The organism is Methylobacterium sp. E-065, assembly GCF_022829605.1.
Taxonomy (GTDB): domain Bacteria; phylum Pseudomonadota; class Alphaproteobacteria; order Rhizobiales; family Beijerinckiaceae; genus Methylobacterium.
The window spans coordinates 104,233-121,455 of the sequence record NZ_JAKSYD010000106.1; the positions used below are offsets into that span (position 1 = coordinate 104,233).

Below are 17,223 nucleotides of genomic sequence, written 5' to 3' on the forward strand. Positions count from 1 at the left end.
CGTCGGGTCCGGCGGCCGTGCAGCGGCAACGGCATCAGGGGCACAGGTCGGTCAATGGGCATGGAGATCAAGCGGGTCGGCATCATCGGCGCGGGCCAGATGGGCAGCGGCATCGCGCAGGTCTGCGCTTCGGCCGGTCTCGACGTCCTGCTCAACGACCGCGATCCGGTCCGCCTGGAGAATGGCTTGAGCCTGATCGAGGGCAACCTGGGCCGCCTCGTCTCCAAGGGCACCATCACCGACGAGGATAGCCGCGAGGCCCGGTCGCGCATCAATCCGGCGCGGGACTTCGACGCGCTGGGCCCCTGCGACCTCGTGATCGAGGCTGCGACCGAGAACGAGGCCACGAAGCGTGAGATCTTCACGTCCCTGTGCCCGTCGCTCAAGCCGGAGACGCTGGTCGCCACCAACACGTCGTCGATTTCGATCACCCGGCTCGCCGCCGCGACGGATCGGCCGGAGCGGTTCATCGGCATCCACTTCATGAACCCGGTGCCGGTGATGCAGCTCGTCGAGCTGATCCGCGGCATCGCCACCGAGGACGCGACCTACGAGACCTCCAAGGCGTTCATCGCCAAGCTGGGTAAGACTTCGACGATGTCGGAGGATTTTCCGGCGTTCATCGTCAACCGCATCCTGCTGCCGATGATCAACGAGGCGATCTACACGCTTTATGAGGGTGTCGGCTCGGTTGAGTCGATCGATACGGCGATGCGGCTCGGCGCGAACCATCCGATGGGCCCGCTCCAGCTCGCCGACTTCATTGGCCTGGATACCTGCCTCTCGGTGATGCAGGTGCTCTACGAGGGGCTGGCGGATTCGAAGTACCGCCCCTGCCCGCTGCTCGTGAAATATGTCGAGGCCGGCTGGCTCGGCCGGAAGGCGAAGCGCGGCTTCTACGATTACCGCGGACCGACCCCGGTCCCGACACGCTGATCGAGCTTGAGGGGCGGCCGCGCGGCCGCCCCGTCATTCCTTACTTCGCTGCGCCATTCGCGCCGGGCTGGGCCGGCTGCGGATAGGACGGGTTGCCGCCCGGCACCGCGGTGCTGTTCGAGGACGACGCTGCCCCGGACTGACCGTTGACCGAGCCCGTTACCTCTTTCCGCGAGGCATCCTGGCTCTGGCTGGCGTAATCCTTCGGCGAATTCGCACTGTTCCACGTCAGCAGCCCCACCGTCGCGATGGCCAGGAGCACGAGGCTCGCCACCAGAACCCAGAGCACGGGCTTGCCGCGCTCGCCCTGACGGCTGTCCTGCGGGTTCAATCTCTCGGCCATCTGCACACATCCTCGCCTGCGGGACGCAACACGCGGCAGCGCGGTCTGCGACACGATCCCGTTACCGGCGGCCAACGCGGGCCCGGTGAAGCAAGTTCCTGCCGCGGGGTCGGTCAGCGGCCGGTGGTCAGCAGGATCTTGCCGAGATGCGCGCTCGATTCCATCAGTGCGTGCGCTTCCTGGGCCTTCTCCAACGGGAAGGTCGCGTGCGTGACGGTGCGGATGCGGCCGGCATCGAGTTCGGGCCAGACATCCCGACGCAGGCCCTCGGCGATCGCAGCCTTATCGGCCTTCGGGCGGGGGCGTAGCGTCGAGCCGGTGAAGGTCAGGCGGTTGCGCATGATCGGCGTGATGTTCAGCCCATCGACCTTGTAGCCGCCCATGAGGGCGATCATCACCAGCCGCCCATCCGGCGCCAGGGATTTCAGGTTCCGGGGAAGATAGCTCGCGCCGATCATGTCGAGGATGACATCGACCCCGCGGCTGTCGGTGAGGCGTTTCACCTCCTCGGCGAAATCCGCTTGCTTGTAGTCGATCGCCGCCTCGGCGCCGAGGTCCTCACAGAACCGGCACTTCTCGGCCGAGCCCGCGGTGGCGAATACCCGCGCGCCGACATGCTTGGCGATCTGGATCGCGGTGGCGCCGATGCCGCTCGACCCGCCGTGGACGAGGAAGCTCTCACCCGGGGCGAGCCGACCGCGCTGGACCACGTTCGAATAGACGGTGAAGAACGTCTCAGGCAGGCCGCCGGCATCCACGAGCGAGACGGCCTGCGGACGCGGCAGGCAATGGCTGGCCTCGGCCACCGCGAATTCGGCGTAGCCGCCGCTGATCACGAGGGCACATACCTCGTCGCCGACCGACAGGGTCTCGACACCTGCGCCGAGCTCTGCGACCCGACCGGCAATCTCCAGGCCCGGGACCTCGGTCGCTCCGGGCGGCGGCGGATACAAACCCGCCCGCTGCATCATGTCGGGGCGGTTCACGCCCGCAGCGACGACTTCGATCAGCACCTGACCCGGTCCTGGCGACGGCAGCGACACGGTCTCGACCGCGATCACCTCCGGGCCACCCGCACCCGTGAAGCGGATCTGGCGCATGGTGTCGGGCAGGGCAGTGCTGGCCATCAAGGCGTCCTCAACGCATGCGCTTCCGGGCCGCGCCTTTTGGGCGCGGTCCGTCTTGATTGCGGCAACCACCGCGCTTGGCAAGCGCGGCCTTTGGCGGCGGCTGCCTAACGGGCCGCGGCTTTCACGGCGGGCGGGAGCACGATCTGATCCTGGGCCAGGCTCCTCGGCCAGACCGCGACCTGCTTGCCGTCCTGCCACTGCGCCATCAACCCGGTCACGAAACCCTGCCCGTACTTGATCGAGTGCGTGAAGGGATCGTCCTTGCCGTAGAACTGCGTGCGCCCGACCGTCCCTTCCCAATCGGTCTTCTCCAGGGCGTCGACCAGCTTGTCGGCCTCCGTGGAACCGGCACGCTTCACGGCGTCGGCGGCGTAGTAGACCTGATCGTAGGCCATGTAGCCCGCGTAGGACGGGTCGCTGTTGAACCGCTTCTTGAACGCCTCGCTGAAGGCGAGCGACTTTCCGGTGATCGCGGCACCCGGCACCGCGATGCTCTGGAAGATCACCCCTTGCGTCGCACCGTTGGTGTTCGACCAGAAGGTCGAGGAGGTCGCCTGCGAGTTCATGCCGGTCATGGCGAGCGGCACCTGCTGGTTCTGCCACTGCACGGTCGGCTGCACGCCGACATGCGAGATGCCGGTGACGATCAGATCCGGCTTTGCCGCCTCGATCTTGTTGTAGATCGGCGTGAAATCGCCGGTGTCCGGCGAGAAGCGGATGTGATCGACCACCTTCACGCCGATCTCGGGTAGGCACTTCTCGTAGGCGACGTCGAGCGGGCGGGTCCAGGCCGCGTCCTCGCTCATGATCGCGGCGGTCTTAACCTTCATCAGGTCGATCAGCATGTCCTTGGTCGAGTCGCAGATCGACTGCGCCAGCGCCGCCGAGGTCAGGTAGCCGTGGAAGGTATACTTGTTGCGGGCGTAATCCTTGTGGACGGCGAGGCTGATCTCGTTGGAGGCCGCGCCCGGCGTGATCATGGGCGTCTTGAGCCGGGCCGCCCAGGGCATCAGCGCCAGCACAACTTCGGAGATGTAGCTGGCGATAACGAGATTGACCTTGTCCTCGGACACGGCTCGCTGGAAGGCGCGGACCGCATCGGAGGCGGAACTCTTATCGTCGTAGGTGACGACCTGGATCTGGCGGCCATCGACGCCGCCCTTGGCGTTGATCTCATCGGCGGCGAGTTGCACCGCCTGCGGGATCGAGGCCCCGACCACCGACTGTGCCTCGGCGATCACGCCGATTCTGATCGGGTCGGCGGCCCGCGCCGGCCCCGCACCCACCAGTCCGGCCACTGCGAGCAGGGCCAGGGCCCGGTTCGAAACACTGCGTTCCATCGGCATGGGCTTCCTCCTGCGGCCCGTGCGGCTTTTGCCGCCGCATCGGGTTCGGGGCAGGAGTGTGCAACACCCATTGGCCTGAATTCAATGTACACATTTGCGAATGCATGACGAAGAGCGCGTCAGCTTTCCGCGCGGCGGAAGATCAGGCTTGTGTTGTTGGCCGGCATGGCCACGCGCTCAGCCAACACGAACCCATGCCGCGCCGCCAAAGCGGCCACGGCCTCAAGATCGCGGACACCCCATTCCGGATCCCGGGCGCGCAAGGACACGTCGAAGGCAGCGTTGCTTTCCGCGCTGTGCTGCCCGTCCTCGCGGAACGGTCCGTAGAGGAACAGGAGCCCGGTCCCGGTCAGGACGCGGGCGGCCCCGGCCATCAGCCCCTCCGTTGCGGACCATGGGGCGATATGGATCATGTTGATGCAGACGACCGCGTCGACACGGCCGGTCGGCCAGGCGCTCGCATGCGCGTCGAGCGCGAGCGGCGGCCGGATATTGGTGAGCCCGGCCAAGCGGGTATGAGCCGCGATGCTGCGCCGCGCTTCGGGCTCGGGATCGCTCGGAAGCCAGGTCAGGCCGGGCAGCGCCGCAGCGATGTGGATCGCGTGCTCACCGGATCCGCTGGCGATCTCGAGAACGGACCCATCCGCCGGAAGCACCCGCCGCAGGACCGCGAGGATCGCGTCACGATTGCGCGCGACGGCGGGCGCCGTGAGGGCATCCCGATCGACCTCCCAATCCAGCATGATCACCATCTCCAGAATCGCCGATAACGCACGGACTTCAACCGCAGGCCGCCCGCGAAAGGCTGAACCGCGATGGTCTCGAAACTCACGTCACCCCGATGCGCCGCGACCGGGACCCAACCCGGCCGGATGCGATCGTGATCGAAATGATCGCGCGGACCGGCCCGCGGGGGCTTCACCGGTTACCGGGTGCCGTACATCCGATCGCCGGCGTCGCCGAGACCCGGAACGATGTAGCCGTGATCGTTCAGGTGGCTGTCGATCGCTGCGGTCCAGACCGGCACGTCGGGATGAGCCTCCTGGAACTTGGCCAGCCCCTCCGGAGCGGCCAGGAGACAGACGAAACGCAGATCGGACGCGCCACGGGCCTTCAGCAGATCCAGCGCTGCGATCGCCGAATTGGCGGTTGCCAGCATCGGATCGAGGACGAGCACCGTCCGGTCGGCGAGGTCCGACGGCGCTTTGAAGTAATACTCGACCGCCTGGAGGGTATCCGGGTCCCGGTAGAGACCGACATGCGCGACCCTGGCCGAGGGAACCAGCGATAGCATCCCATCCAGAAACCCGACCCCCGCGCGCAGGATCGGCGCCAGGACCAGCTTCTTGCCCTGGATCTGGCGGCCCTCCATCGGCTGCAACGGTGTCTCGATCGTCACGGCTTCCAGCGGCAGGTCGCGCGTGACTTCGTAGGCGAGGAGCATGCCGATCTCATTCAGGATCTGGCGAAAGCCCTTGGTCGAGCGGTTCTTGTCGCGCAGGTACGTAAGCTTGTGCTGCACGAGTGGGTGATCCACCACGGTGACCCGGCCCATCGGCATAGCCCTCCCCTCAGCCTCGTCCACCGAGACATGCAGGACCCCGGGCGGGGGTGCAACTTGGAAGACTGGGCGACTCGGCGCGCCGCTTCGACCTGGGGCGTCTGTCCGTCCAAGGGCGACTTTTCTCTCGGACCTGAAGGCTCCGATCGCGCAAGGCGCAACTACGGGACAGCGTCGAGCCCTATCATGGGCAGATTAAAAACATTCGCCTCTCACTTGGAGAGATCCTGATGGTTGTGCAAATATTAATACCCTGGCTTAGCCTTTTGCGGGGCAGAAAAATAGCATGTCAGGGCAAAATTGGATCTTTTATCCCGCAGGCATGGGAGGTTCAAATTTTTAATCGTTTGAAGAAAATTCTAGTCGCTCACTCGAACGTCTATATCAATTTAATTCTAACTTATGAGACAGGCAGTATCGGATAATACTGATCTTATTACTATATAGTAATGCAATATTGCATAATTATCAGAATTTCATTCTTCGCCGCAACGATGTCCTCGGCTTGCTGTTCGCGCAGGCAGGCCTAAGTCGGGCTTCGCATTTTTTTCTTCCGACCAGCACCCCTGAAGCAGGCAGAACCGAACGCGCCATGCAGCTCAATCTCTCCATCAAAGCGACTCTGACGATCCTGTTCGGTGTGCTCGCGCTGATCTCGACAGGACAGGGCGGGCTGTCGCTCCGTAATGCGGCCGCGGTACGCCGATCCACGACGGCACTGGCGATCAACTGGCTTCCCTCCGTCGAGAAGATCAGTACGATCGAGATCGCGGTTTCCGAAGTGCGGATCAAGCAATACCGCCTGATCCTGCTGTCGAACACGCCGGATAAGCGCACTGAGAATGAGGCTAACCTCGCAGCCACGCATGCGCGCCTGCGCGAGGCGCGCAACGTCTATGAGTCCCTGATCACCACCCCCGACGAGCGCACGTTCTACGACGCCTTCGCGGCGGCCTGGAGCAAGTTCGAGGGGGTGGATGGTGATGCGCGCCGCCTCGTAGCGGCCGGACAAACCCAAGACGCCATGGCGCTGCTGGTCAAAGCCGATGTCGTCGCCCTCTACGACGACGCCCGAAAGACCCTTACGCGTCTCGTCGCACATGACGAGGAGATGGCCGGGCGGGACGCGAATGACGCGATGGCGGGCGCGAACTCGGCATCCATCACGGCGATGACCGGGATCGGGCTTGCGCTCGCCTCGGCCCTGGGCGCAGCCATTTTCGGCCACCTATACATCTCGCGGCCGATCCAGCGCATGACCGCGGCGATGTCGAAGCTCGCGGACGGCGAAACCAGTACGGCGGTGCCGCATATCGGCCGCCACGACGAAATCGGCGCGATGGCGTCAGCCGTGCAGGTGTTCAAGGACAACCTGATCCGCAGCCACGCCCTGGAGGCCGAAGCGGTGCAGGCGCGCGCGGCGGTGGAAGAGCAGCGAAAGGCCGGCATGCGCGAAATGGCCGACAGCTTCGAACGGGCGGTCGGCGGCATCGTCGGGCAAGTCACGGCCTCCGCCACGGAACTGCAAGCGACCGCCGGCTCGATGTCGGCCATGGCCGGCCAGACCTCGGCCCAGTCGACCGCGGTTGCTGCCGCCGCCGAGGAAGCCGGCGCCAACGTCAACACCGTGGCGGCCGCGGCCGAGGAACTAGGCTCCTCCGTGCAGGAGATCGGCCGACAGGTTCAGGGCTCTTCACGGCTCGCCCAGGCGGCCGTCGACGAGGCGGATCAGACCGGCGCACTGGTGCAGGAGCTGAGCACCGCCGTGGCCCGGATCGGCGACGTGGTCGGGCTGATCACATCGATCGCCGGCCAGACCAACCTGCTCGCGCTGAACGCCACGATCGAGGCGGCGCGGGCTGGCGCCGCCGGCCGTGGCTTCGCGGTGGTGGCCTCCGAGGTCAAGGCGCTGGCCGAGCAGACCGCCAAGGCCACCGAGGAGATCGGCCAGCAGATCGGCCGGGTCCAGGGCGTGACCGGTCAGGCGGTGGGCGCGATCGGCACGATCACGGCGCGCATCCGCGAGCTCAACGCTGTGGCCACCACGATCGCGGCGGCGGTCGAGCAGCAGGGCACGGCCACGCAGGAGATCGTGCGGAATGTCGGGCAGGCGGCGCAGGGCACCGGCGAGGTGACCAGCAACATCGTGGGTGTCGCCGAGGCCGCCGAGGAGACGGGTCGGGCGGCGACTCAGGTGTTGGGCGCGGCCTCGGAACTGTCGCGTCAGTCCGAGCACCTGACCGCCGAGGTCAGCCGCTTCCTCACCAGCGTGCGGGCCGCCTGACGTCGGCGGCTACCGGGTGTCGGTAGCGGTCACGGTCCGATCCTGCTCCGCGGGCGCATGCTCTAGCACCCGCGGAGCGGGATTGCGGGTTCAGGCCGTCTGGCCTTCGCCGCCGGTGGTCCCGCGCTTCGCCATGAAGGCGTCGAACTGCTCGCGGTCCTTCGCCCGCTTCAGTTCATCGACGAACGCCGTAAAGGCGCGGCTCTCCTCTTCGAGGGCGCGCCGCTGCGCTTCCAGCCGGTCGAGTTCCTCCCGGCGATAGGCGTCGAAGGCGGCATTGCCGGTGCTGCTGCGACGGTTGGCGGCCTCGAAGGCCCGGGCGAACCGGGAGACCGGGCGCGCGCCCTCATAATCGGACATGGTCCGTCGCGCCGTATCGCGCATCTCGGCGAAGGCTGGATAGCCGGTGAACTTCCAGGCCAGCAACGCGAGGCCGACTGGCCACCAATAGATGAAGCCGACGACGATCGCGCCGATCTCCAGGGAACGACGCGGGAACGGGCCAGAGCGGCTTAGCTTGCCGGTCGCCCAGGGTGAGGAGGTTTGAGAGGTCACGGCAAAGCTCCGCTGTTCATGTGAACGGAGTTAACATGCGGGCGCCGGGCGCAGCTTTCAAGGCCGCCCGGAAGCGGGTCCGTGGGCTGCCCCATGGACGAGGGCGAGAACGCCGGCCCGGAGCAACTCGTACTTGTCGGGAAAGCCGGGGCCGCGCGGCAGATGCCCGGCAGCCGAGAGGGTCGCGAGACCGTGGGCGAGTGCCCAAACCTCCAGTGCGATGAAGCGGGGTGCGACGCCACCGAACCCATCGGCGAACGTCGCCTGAAGCGCTTCAACCAGGAGATCGAATGGGCTCGGCCGGGCAACGGGGGTGCCTGCGCCGGACCCGTCATCCTGCTCGGCGGTCGGCAGGCCGCGGGTCTCGAAGATCGCGGCGTAATAAGCCGGCTCCTCCTCGGCGAAGGCGAGGTAGGTCTCCCCCATGCGGGTGAATCGCTCCAGCGGCGTACCGCGCGATGTGAGCGCCCGGGCGAGCCGGGCGGCCAGTTCGGCGAAGCCGCGCCCGGCCAGTTCCTCCAGCAGGGCTTCGCGACCACGGAAGTGCCTGTACAGGGCGGCCGGCGTGACACCGACGAGGCGTGCGGCGTCCACCAGCGTGAAGCCACCGATTCCGCGCTCGGCGATGAAGCGGCGCGCTGCCTCGATAAGCGCCTCTTTCAGGTTGCCGTGGTGGTAATTCCGCCGGTCGTTCGGTCCGTCCCGCCAGGGTCGCAAGATCCCAAATCCTTCGCGCGCTCGTGTGCACCTCACAGACCTTCCGCGATGCTGTCGAGTCGGAAGACCGCTGGGACGGATGGATTTCGCGGGGCGCCGTCCAGCATTACCATTGAACGCGCGCTTTGTTGCGATTCAGGATTTCGCGGTCGCGCTTGACCAGCGCGGATCCGCGCTCCACCCTCACTTAGAATGGATCGGCCGACGTCGCGTGCTCAGGCGTCCGCCGCCGGGCTCGCGCGACTGAGGACACGCCTCCCACATGGCTTTTGTCAGCCTCAAGGCTTGGCGTGCGCGCTCAGCGGAACGCGCCGAGATCGCGGCCAGGCTCAAGCGCGAACTGATCGCCGCCCTCGACCTCGGTGAGGCCGACGCCCTGGCGGTGAACGAGATCAGCTGCCCCGATCCCGGCTGCCCCGACATGGAGACGGTCGTTCTGGTGATGCGCGCGGGGGCGCCAACCCGGGCTCTGCGGATCCGATGCCCGATGGAGGCCGTCGGCCCTGCCGACATCGACGCTCTGGTCGCGGATGACCGCAACGGCTCATCCCGATGATGTGACCGGCCATGCGCACTTTCGGGTCGTCAGCACGGTGGGGTGGAGCAACCTTTCGAGGCGGGTCGCGTACAGTACGCCGATGCCCCGAAACAACGGGGATCGGACCGTCCGGGAGGGGCGAACCATGAAGACCCGCCGCCACGCCATGGCCCTGTCGTGCCTTGCCGCGCTGGGATTGATCCTGGCCGTCGCTTCCGATCCGGCGGCCGCCGGTGAGAGCATGCCGTTCTCCGACACCGCCTTCGAGGCGGCGCAGAAGAGCGGGAAGCCGATCCTCATCGAGGTCAGCGCGCCCTGGTGCCCGATCTGCAAAACCCAGAGACCGATTCTCGCCAAGCTGGCGCAGGAGCCGCGCTTCAAGGACCTCCAGATCTTCGATATCGATTTCGACAGTCAGAAGCCGCTCCTGAAGCGGTTGGATGTGCGCATGCAGAGCACGCTGATCGCCTACAAGGGGGCGACCGAGGTTGGCCGGTCCGTCGGCGAGACGCAGCCGGAATGGATCGAAGGGCTGATCGAGAAGACGCTCTGATCGGGCAGCCCCCGGACGGCGTCTGCGCGACACCGATACGCTTTTGCATTCGTTCAGGCAGCCTCCGGTAGAGCGCCACGGAGCCCGACCGCTTCGTCGGGGCCCGACGGTGACGATTCGGTGTCGTGCGTTCCTCCCCCAGCCGCCCCGATCCCGGATGCGATCATCGCGATACCGGTGCGCAACGAGGAGGAGCGCATCGCGGCCTGCCTGCAGGCCATCGACGCGCAGGTCGGCCTTGAGCCTGGACGTCTCGGGCTCATCCTGTTCCTGAACAACTGCACGGACCGGACCCAGCAGATCGTCGCCGCCACGGTACCGACCCTGTCGATCCCGGTCCGCGTCCTGACCGAGTCGTTCGCGGGCGCGCATGCCGGTTGGGCCCGGCGCCGCGCCATGGATGCCGCCGCGGACTGGCTCGGAGACACCGGCGGCGGCGGGATCATCCTGTCGACCGATGCGGACAGCCGCGTGCCGCCGCAATGGGTCGCGCGCAATTGGGCGGCGATCCGGGCGGGAGCGGATGCGGTTGCCGGCCGCGTCGAGCTCGATGAGGCCGAAGCGGCGCTGCTGCCGCCGTTCCTGCCGGCCCGCGGCCGGCTCGAGGATCGCTACGATGCGCTGATCACCGAAGCGGAGGCGCGGATCGATCCCGATCCGCACGATCCCTGGCCGTGCCATCGGACAGCGATCGGCGCGACGCTGGCGGTGACGCGTGCCGCCTACCATACGGTCGGGGGCATGCCGGAGATCCCCTTGGGTGAGGACGGCGCCTTCATCGCCCGCCTGATCGAGCACGGCCTGCGGGTGCGGCACGCCACCGATGTCTGCGTGACCATTTCGGCCCGGCTCGCCGGGCGGGCCCCCGGTGGGGTCGCCGATACGATTCGCGCGCGGTGTGAGGAGCCGGACGCCCTCTGCGATGCTCGGATGGAATCGTTTGTCCACGCCGTGCGCCGCTACGTCTGGCGGCGGCGTTTCCGGCAGCAGCACGGAAGCGGGCGGCTTGCACGGGATGATGCCTGGGCGCGGCGGCTTGGGATCGGCACCGCCGAGGCCGGCCGGATCGCGGCCTTGCCCCTCGGCCAGGCCGTGGCGGAGGCCGAGCGTGCGAGCCCCCGACTCGCCTATCGCCCCATAGGCCCGCGCCAGTTGCCGCGGGAGATCCGCATCGCCCGCACGGGCGTCGCGATGATCCGCCTGTCCTCGGCTCTCGCGAAAACGCTGCGCCGGTACAAAGCGGCCTTGCCTGAGCGTCACATCATCGATGCGGAACGGGGACGCTCCTGATCGACTCGGGTATCACCCAGGGCGAGCAAATCCCGGGGTGAGAGTCCGAAGCGCTGCCGGAACGCACGGCTGAACGCGGCCGGATCGGTCAGACCGCAACTCGCCATGATCGACCCGATCCGGAACCCCATCCTGGGCGCCCGAAGGATCCGTTCATGCGCGCGGTCGAGCCGCGCGTTGCGGATCGTGGCCGCGATCCCCTCGCCGCCCGCGAAGGCCGCGTAGAGACGGCTGCGGGACACGCGAAGGTCGGCTACGAGATTCGCCGGCCCGAACGCGGGGTCGTGCAGACATCGCTCGATCCGCGCCAAGGCCAACGACCGCAGGGCATACGCCGAGATGTCCTGTTCCGCGTCCGGGTTGTGCCCATGGACGATGCCGCGGAGCAGGTGGAGCGCACCCTCGATGGCGATGGCGGTCTCCGCCTCCGACATGGTGTGGACCGAAGCCGCGAAGCTGCGAAGATAGGCGGAGAACAGCTCGTTCAGCGGACCAGCCGGGATCTTGCTTCCGGCAAGCTCACTGAGATTGCCGATCTGAGATTGAAACGTCTCCCGGGGAATCAGGAGGCGAACCTCGTCGAAATCCGTCAATCCGCCTCCTGAACCGGGTTTACTCCAGGTTTGAAACGCGATGTCGCCGACGCCCAGTCGCGTTCCGTTGCGGCCGTTCTCAAGATAGCCGCGCCCCTTGCGCACCAACATGACGCCGACCTCGTCGCGGCCATCCCGGCGGATGTGGGTCGGCGTTCGTTCGAGGCTGTAGGGCCGACTGATCGTGTGAATGATGCCCCCGTGCCGCGACTGCGCGATCATGCGACTGGCCGAGAACGGTCTGTCCAGATCCAGCTGCTGCAGATCGACGGTCGACATGACCGTACTGCGCCAATAGTCGAAGGCTCGTTTCTCTTCGACCGACGCCGTCGTTCCAAAGAAAACTGGGACCGTTCTTGTCGCACTCACAGCGGACCAGCCTCACTTCCCTCGGCCGACGACGCGCAGTTTTTTGCAGAAGCGCCGGCAGGTTCAGACTTTCAGAACAGGCCCTCCGACGCAATCGCGCAACAATGTTTCTCAAAACCTTGAGTTGTTAACGCTACACACTTCAAGACTTTTGGATCTATTGAGAACCACATGGAATTGAAAAACTATCCGATCAACGGTTCTTGTTCACAATCGCTCGCAAGGACTGCTATCGGCATCGCGACAATTTTGCAGCAGCGATCAAGAAAAAGACTCTGCGCAACCTTTCACGGTTGTTTCTCGCAATAGCGATGCCACTGCACTTTGGTCGTGTGCTCTTGAGCCGGATGTCGATGGCGCAGGCCTTTCATCGACCCAGACGATCGATTGCGCCCTGAGCTGTCTGAAATGGCTTTGGATGCGCAGCCGTTTGGATCGATCGGCCATCAACGCGGCTCGATCTTTCCTTGGTGCGGTCGAACGGGTCGCGGATTCCGTCGGCAGCGGGAGGCTTAAAGTCGCGGCCGCGCGCTACACGAGCATGGGGGGCTCCCAGGCTTCGTCGCAAAGCGTTCCTGCATTCCGGACCGGTGTGTATCTCGGCAGGAGGGCGCCTAGTCGTGTCCGGACGCGATCCGCGCCGCCGCCCGCGAAGGATCCGTCTGAGCGAATCGCACCACGATGGCGCGCCCTTCAGCAGGGGGGCTCGGCAGCGAGCCACGGAATCGCGCGGCCTCGGCGTGACCGAGCACCGCCCGCGGTGCTGCGACCGGGAACGTCCGGAGAACGCGGCCTCCGGCGTCGAGGATCTCGGCGCTGAGCGGCGCGACCGGTACGTCCGACGCCGCAACACCCATCAGATCGCCCTCGACGACGAGCTCGGCCGCCCGGCCGTCTTCGCTCGGGTTGCTGTAGGCCATGACATCGCGGATCGCGATGCCGCGCAGGTTCACCGGAAGGCCGATCCGGGCGAACAAGGCTGCGGTTTGCGGCACCGCGCGCACCACGGTCGCGCGCGCCAGACAAACGAGCGGCAGAGCCGCCAGCAGCGTCAGCCCGAAAGCCAGGGCCGGCGTGAGGCCGATTCCCCAGCTGCGTGCCTTTGGGCGCTTCGCTGTGCTTGCGCGGGCGACGGGGATCGGAAGATCTGCGGCCTCCCGGACCGCGGCGGTCGCCTCCTCCCAGGCCGAATCGGCGACGGGATCCGTCTCCGCCGCCAGTTCGGCTTCGTGCCCGGCCAGAACGTCCGCCGGCGAGATGAACCACGTCTCACGGCAGGCTGCGCACCGGACCGAACGGCCCTCCATGCCGACCTTGCCGGCCTCAATCTCGTACGCGCTCGCGCAGCTCGGGCAGACGATCAGCATACGCACCATACTCGCATCGATCGGCCGTACCGGGGCCGGACAGTGAATTCGATTGAGAAAGTGTCGCTGAACAGGGTTAAGCGGCCGTGAAATCCGGTAGGCCTTGAAAACGCCCGCCGGTCCGGCGATGCCGGGATCGGGATCGGCGAGACACGGCACGGCGTTGAATTCACAGGCGAGCACGAGAAGCCTGCTGCCCGGCGCGGAGCGGCCGGTGGTGCAGTTCGAGAATGTCGGTATGCGCTACGGCCTCGGGCCGGAGGTGCTGTCGGATGTGAGCTTCCGCATCGCCCCGCGCTCGTTCCAGTTCCTCACCGGGCCGTCAGGCGCCGGCAAGACGACGCTGCTGCGGCTGATCCTGCTCTCGGCGCGGCCGACGCGGGGGCTGGTCTCGATCTTCGGCGAAGAGGTGAGCGGCATCTCGGCCAAGGCGCTGACCGGGCTGCGGCGCCGGATGGGCGTGGTGTTCCAGGATTTCCGCCTGCTCGACCATCTGACGACCTACGAGAACGTGGCGCTGCCGCTGCGCGTCCAGGGACGGACGGAGGCGAGCTACCGGGCCGAGGTGGTCGAGCTGCTGCGTTGGGTCGGGCTCGGCGAGCGGATGCACGCCCTGCCGCCGCTCCTGTCGGGCGGCGAGAAGCAGCGTGCCGCCATCGCCCGGGCGCTGATCGCCCGGCCCGACCTGCTGCTCGCCGACGAACCCACCGGCAACGTCGATCCGGGTCTCGGCCGGCGTCTGCTGCGGCTGTTCCTCGAGTTGAACAAGCTCGGGACCTCGGTCGTCATCGCCACCCACGATTTCGGCATCATGGATGCGGTCGACGCCCGGCGCATGGTGCTGGGCGAAGGCCGGCTGCGGATCGAGGAATGAGCACCCAAGCCATCCCACGTGCGCGGCCGGAGCCTGTCGCCGGTGCGCCCTCCCCGCCTGTTCCGGCGCAACTGCGTCGCAACGCGGCTTTGGTACCGACCGATACCGCGGCCGGACGATCCCTGGCGGCGGTCATCGCCATCCTGACCTTCCTCGCAGGGCTCTGCGCCGGCGCCGCCGAGATGGTGGCGGCCAACGCCGCCCAGTGGCAGGGCGACGTGGCCCAGGAGGTCACGATCCAGATCCGCCCGAGCCCAGGCCGCGACGTCGATGCAGATCTGGCCCGGGCGGCCGGCATCGCCAAGGCGGAGAAGGGCATCGCCGAGACACGGGTCTTCTCGAAGGCCGAGGCCGAGCGGCTGCTGGAACCCTGGCTCGGCACCGGACTCGATCTTTCCGACTTGCCGGTGCCGCGGCTGATCGCACTCAAGCTCGACCGGGGACAGGGTGCCGACCTGAAGCGGCTGCGGGCACGGCTGCTCGAGGCGCTGCCCGGCGTCGCGAGCCTCGACGACCACGCGCTCTGGCTCCAGCGGCTGTCGACCGCGGCCGGCGCGTTCGTGGGGATCGGGATCGGGCTCGTGATCCTCGTGCTGGTGGCCACGGGCCTTGCCGTCACCTTCGCCACGCGGGGCGCCATGGCGAGCAACCGCGAGGTGGTCGAGGTGCTGCACTTCGTGGGCGCCGACGACGACTACATCGCCAAGGCGTTCCAGCGGCGGTTCTTCGGTCTCGGGCTTCGCGGCGGCGCCATCGGCGCGGGCTGCGCTATCCTGGCCTTCGTGATCTTGGGGCTGCTGGCCCGGGCGGCGCGGTCCGGGCCGGCGGGACAAGAGGTCGAAGCCCTGTTCGGGGCCTTCCAGATCGGGCTGCGCGGCTATGCCAGCGTCGTCCTCATCGGTGTGATCGCCTCGCTCGTCACGGGCGTGGTCTCCCGCATCACGGTCCGCCGGTTCCTCGCCTGACCGACGGCGGCGTGGATTCCGGGGGCCTCTGCGGCGCGTTTACGAACCGGAAACTTAATCGTCGCGGTGTGGTTGTCGGCTTCCGGACCGCCTCCGGGCCGCCGTAATCGAAGCCGATCCTCTGGAGGATGACCACGCGTATGCTGCGCGCATCGGATCCGCACCAGACCGACACCGTCGGCTGGTCCTGGCACGAATGGAGCCTCCCGCACCGGGCGGCCTGCCCCGCGTTGCCGCGCCATCGCGGCCCCATCCTCTGGCAGATGCTCGGTCTCGGAGCGGGTATCGCGACGGCGGCCCTGCTGGCCGGCTTCCTGATCTTCGTCGGCGCCCTCGCCCGCCAGGAGCGAACCCCGTCCGATCGGGCCGACGGCATCGTGGCCCTGACCGGTGGCGCGCAACGCATCGGCGACGCCATCGACCTCTTGGCCGGTGGTTACGGGCGACGCCTGCTCATCACGGGGGTCAACGAGCGCACCAGCCGAGACGAGATCGCCCGGCTGAACCCGAACCAGCGCGCGCTGATCGCCTGCTGCGTGGATCTCGATTATCGCGCCCGCAACACCATCGGGAACGCGATCGAGACCCGCCGCTGGATGCGGGCGCATCGGTTCAGCACCGTGGCGGTGGTCACCTCGAACTACCACATGCCGCGGACGCTGATCGAACTGGTGCACGCGCTGCAGGACAGCGACCGCGTCCTGCCGCACCCGGTCGTCACGGAAGCGTTCGACGCCGACCGCTGGTGGCAGAGCCCGCCGGCCGCGCGGCTCGTCGCTTCGGAGTACGTGAAGTTCCTGGCGAGCTGGGTCCGGACCCGGTTCGAGGACGACCCCGAACGCTCCCGGGCCGCGATTCTAATCGGACGCGGCAAACCCGTGAAGGTGGTGTCGAACCGCTTTCTGCCCGCACCCTGGACCGACGCGTCTCGCGATCGCGATGCTACGCTGCCCTAGGAGCCGTGACAGCGGGCCTTGATGGCCGCCGAGAATTCCCGGTCCGAGCCCTGAACCTGGGCCAGGCGCTCGCCGCGCTCCGAACCGGACAGGCAGCGTCCGTAGACCCCTGCGACCCGGCGCATGGTCTCGACGTGCCGCCGCCAGATGCGGCAGTTCTTGGCTTCTTCGCCGTCCGCCTGTTCCAGCTGATCGACCGCCTGCCGCTGCATCGACTGCGCCACGAGGAGATCGCGCGCGCAGGTGGACTCGCCCTGCGCCAGGGCGGGACCGGCCGTCACTCCTGCAGCCAGCAGCAGGCCCGCAGCTGCGAGTCGAGAATCGGACATCAGGCGGCCTGCGGTGCCGTGGAGCGGGTCAGGAGGGCGTAGAGCGCGCCCGCGTCCCGGGCGGCCCGGATGTGGGCCAGCATCCCGGGCTCGCGAAGGACGCGCGCAACCTGTGCCAGAGCCTTCAGGTGATCGGCCCCGGCCCCCTCCGGCGCCAGCAGCAGAAACGCGATGTCGACCGGCTGACCGTCCAACGCCTCGAAGTCCACCGGCCGGTCGAACCGTGCGAACAGGCCGAACAGCCGGTCCAATCCCGGCAGCTTGCCGTGGGGGATCGCCACGCCGTCTCCGATGCCGGTCGATCCCAACCGCTCCCGCTGCAACAGCGTGTCGAAGACGGGACGCTCGCCGAGGGCTGGCAGACGACGCGCCGCCTGGGCGGCGAGGTCCTGAAGCACCTGCTTCTTGGCCCGCGCGCGCAGCGACTGCACGACCGACTCAGGGTCGAGGAATTCGAGAACTGGCATCGAACGACCGTTGCCCCGTCGCCCGTCCGGTGGGACGGGCCTCGTCGCGG

Annotated in this window: 19 protein-coding genes; 8 read left to right on the forward strand and 11 right to left on the reverse strand. The window is 67.4% G+C overall.

Features of this window, described 5'->3' with window-relative positions; genetic code table 11:
* Positions 1–54: 54 nt before the first annotated feature.
* Positions 55–936 carry a 3-hydroxybutyryl-CoA dehydrogenase gene (locus MKK84_RS12430; RefSeq protein ID WP_243920120.1) on the forward strand — a complete coding sequence of 294 codons (882 nt, stop codon included), beginning with the start codon at positions 55–57 and terminating at the stop codon, positions 934–936.
* Positions 937–976: 40 nt separating this feature from the next.
* Here the strand turns inward: MKK84_RS12430 and MKK84_RS12435 are convergent, their stop codons facing one another.
* The 5 genes from MKK84_RS12435 to upp all read right to left on the reverse strand — a co-directional run bounded on the left by MKK84_RS12435 (position 977) and on the right by upp (position 5,316).
* A complete protein-coding gene (locus MKK84_RS12435; protein WP_243920122.1) occupies positions 977–1,279 on the reverse strand; it encodes a hypothetical protein in 303 nt (100 codons plus the stop codon).
* A gap of 113 nt (positions 1,280–1,392) precedes the next feature.
* Positions 1,393–2,406, reverse strand: a complete 1,014-nt coding sequence (locus tag MKK84_RS12440) for an NAD(P)H-quinone oxidoreductase (RefSeq protein ID WP_243920124.1) — start codon at positions 2,404–2,406, stop codon at positions 1,393–1,395.
* A gap of 107 nt (positions 2,407–2,513) precedes the next feature.
* Positions 2,514–3,755 carry an ABC transporter substrate-binding protein gene (locus tag MKK84_RS12445; protein WP_243920125.1) on the reverse strand — a complete coding sequence of 414 codons (1,242 nt, stop codon included), beginning with the start codon at positions 3,753–3,755 and terminating at the stop codon, positions 2,514–2,516.
* A 119-nt stretch (positions 3,756–3,874) separates the two neighbouring features.
* The gene (locus MKK84_RS12450; RefSeq protein WP_243920126.1) at positions 3,875–4,498 is read right to left on the reverse strand and encodes a DUF938 domain-containing protein; all 624 of its coding nucleotides are present in this window, start codon (positions 4,496–4,498) and stop codon (positions 3,875–3,877) included.
* A gap of 182 nt (positions 4,499–4,680) precedes the next feature.
* Entirely contained in the window at positions 4,681–5,316 is a 636-nt protein-coding gene (gene upp / locus MKK84_RS12455; RefSeq protein ID WP_243920127.1) for a uracil phosphoribosyltransferase, read from the reverse strand.
* 592 nt (positions 5,317–5,908) lie between these two features.
* On the opposite strand from upp, the gene MKK84_RS12460 reads away from it, so the two are divergent.
* Complete coding sequence (locus MKK84_RS12460) at positions 5,909–7,600, forward strand: methyl-accepting chemotaxis protein (RefSeq protein ID WP_243920128.1); 1,692 nt, start codon at positions 5,909–5,911, stop codon at positions 7,598–7,600.
* A 90-nt stretch (positions 7,601–7,690) separates the two neighbouring features.
* Here MKK84_RS12460 and MKK84_RS12465 read toward each other — a convergent pair whose 3' ends face one another.
* Both MKK84_RS12465 and MKK84_RS12470 read right to left on the reverse strand, forming a co-directional pair.
* Complete coding sequence (locus MKK84_RS12465) at positions 7,691–8,155, reverse strand: DUF2852 domain-containing protein (protein WP_243920129.1); 465 nt, start codon at positions 8,153–8,155, stop codon at positions 7,691–7,693.
* Positions 8,156–8,212: 57 nt separating this feature from the next.
* Positions 8,213–8,872 (reverse strand): TetR/AcrR family transcriptional regulator, encoded by a 660-nt coding sequence (locus MKK84_RS12470; protein WP_243920130.1) that lies wholly within the window; start codon positions 8,870–8,872, stop codon positions 8,213–8,215.
* A gap of 262 nt (positions 8,873–9,134) precedes the next feature.
* On the opposite strand from MKK84_RS12470, the gene MKK84_RS12475 reads away from it, so the two are divergent.
* The 3 genes from MKK84_RS12475 to MKK84_RS12485 all read left to right on the forward strand — a co-directional run bounded on the left by MKK84_RS12475 (position 9,135) and on the right by MKK84_RS12485 (position 11,253).
* Positions 9,135–9,428: a hypothetical protein gene (locus MKK84_RS12475; RefSeq protein ID WP_243920131.1), complete on the forward strand. Its 294-nt coding sequence runs from the start codon at positions 9,135–9,137 to the stop codon at positions 9,426–9,428.
* Positions 9,429–9,555: 127 nt separating this feature from the next.
* On the forward strand, positions 9,556–9,963 hold the full coding sequence (locus MKK84_RS12480) for a thioredoxin family protein (protein ID WP_243920133.1): 408 nt from the start codon (positions 9,556–9,558) through the stop codon (positions 9,961–9,963).
* 120 nt (positions 9,964–10,083) lie between these two features.
* Positions 10,084–11,253 carry a glycosyltransferase gene (locus tag MKK84_RS12485; protein ID WP_243920135.1) on the forward strand — a complete coding sequence of 390 codons (1,170 nt, stop codon included), beginning with the start codon at positions 10,084–10,086 and terminating at the stop codon, positions 11,251–11,253.
* On the opposite strand, the gene MKK84_RS12490 is transcribed toward MKK84_RS12485, so the two are convergent.
* Together MKK84_RS12490 and MKK84_RS12495 are read right to left on the reverse strand one after the other, a co-directional pair.
* Complete coding sequence (locus MKK84_RS12490) at positions 11,220–12,125, reverse strand: helix-turn-helix domain-containing protein (protein WP_243920137.1); 906 nt, start codon at positions 12,123–12,125, stop codon at positions 11,220–11,222. The genes MKK84_RS12485 and MKK84_RS12490 overlap by 34 nt on opposite strands.
* Before the next feature lie 704 nt (positions 12,126–12,829).
* Positions 12,830–13,591 (reverse strand): zinc-ribbon domain-containing protein, encoded by a 762-nt coding sequence (locus MKK84_RS12495; protein ID WP_409566493.1) that lies wholly within the window; start codon positions 13,589–13,591, stop codon positions 12,830–12,832.
* Positions 13,592–13,709: 118 nt separating this feature from the next.
* Here MKK84_RS12495 and ftsE point away from each other — a divergent pair, with 118 nt between their 5' ends.
* The 3 genes from ftsE to MKK84_RS12510 all read left to right on the forward strand — a co-directional run bounded on the left by ftsE (position 13,710) and on the right by MKK84_RS12510 (position 16,377).
* Positions 13,710–14,456, forward strand: a complete 747-nt coding sequence (gene ftsE, locus MKK84_RS12500) for a cell division ATP-binding protein FtsE (RefSeq protein WP_243920171.1) — start codon at positions 13,710–13,712, stop codon at positions 14,454–14,456.
* Positions 14,453–15,421: a cell division protein FtsX gene (locus tag MKK84_RS12505; protein ID WP_243920140.1), complete on the forward strand. Its 969-nt coding sequence runs from the start codon at positions 14,453–14,455 to the stop codon at positions 15,419–15,421. The genes ftsE and MKK84_RS12505 overlap by 4 nt, the downstream gene beginning before the upstream one ends.
* A gap of 263 nt (positions 15,422–15,684) precedes the next feature.
* Entirely contained in the window at positions 15,685–16,377 is a 693-nt protein-coding gene (locus MKK84_RS12510) for a YdcF family protein (protein WP_243920172.1), read from the forward strand.
* On the opposite strand, the gene MKK84_RS12515 is transcribed toward MKK84_RS12510, so the two are convergent.
* Complete coding sequence (locus tag MKK84_RS12515) at positions 16,374–16,706, reverse strand: hypothetical protein (RefSeq protein WP_243920142.1); 333 nt, start codon at positions 16,704–16,706, stop codon at positions 16,374–16,376. The two genes, MKK84_RS12510 and MKK84_RS12515, sit on opposite strands and share 4 nt — an antisense overlap.
* Positions 16,706–17,173, reverse strand: coding sequence for a PTS IIA-like nitrogen regulatory protein PtsN (gene ptsN, locus MKK84_RS12520; RefSeq protein ID WP_243920143.1), 468 nt, complete (start codon positions 17,171–17,173; stop codon positions 16,706–16,708). The genes MKK84_RS12515 and ptsN overlap by 1 nt, the downstream gene beginning before the upstream one ends.
* Between the last annotated feature and the right edge of the window lie 50 nt (positions 17,174–17,223).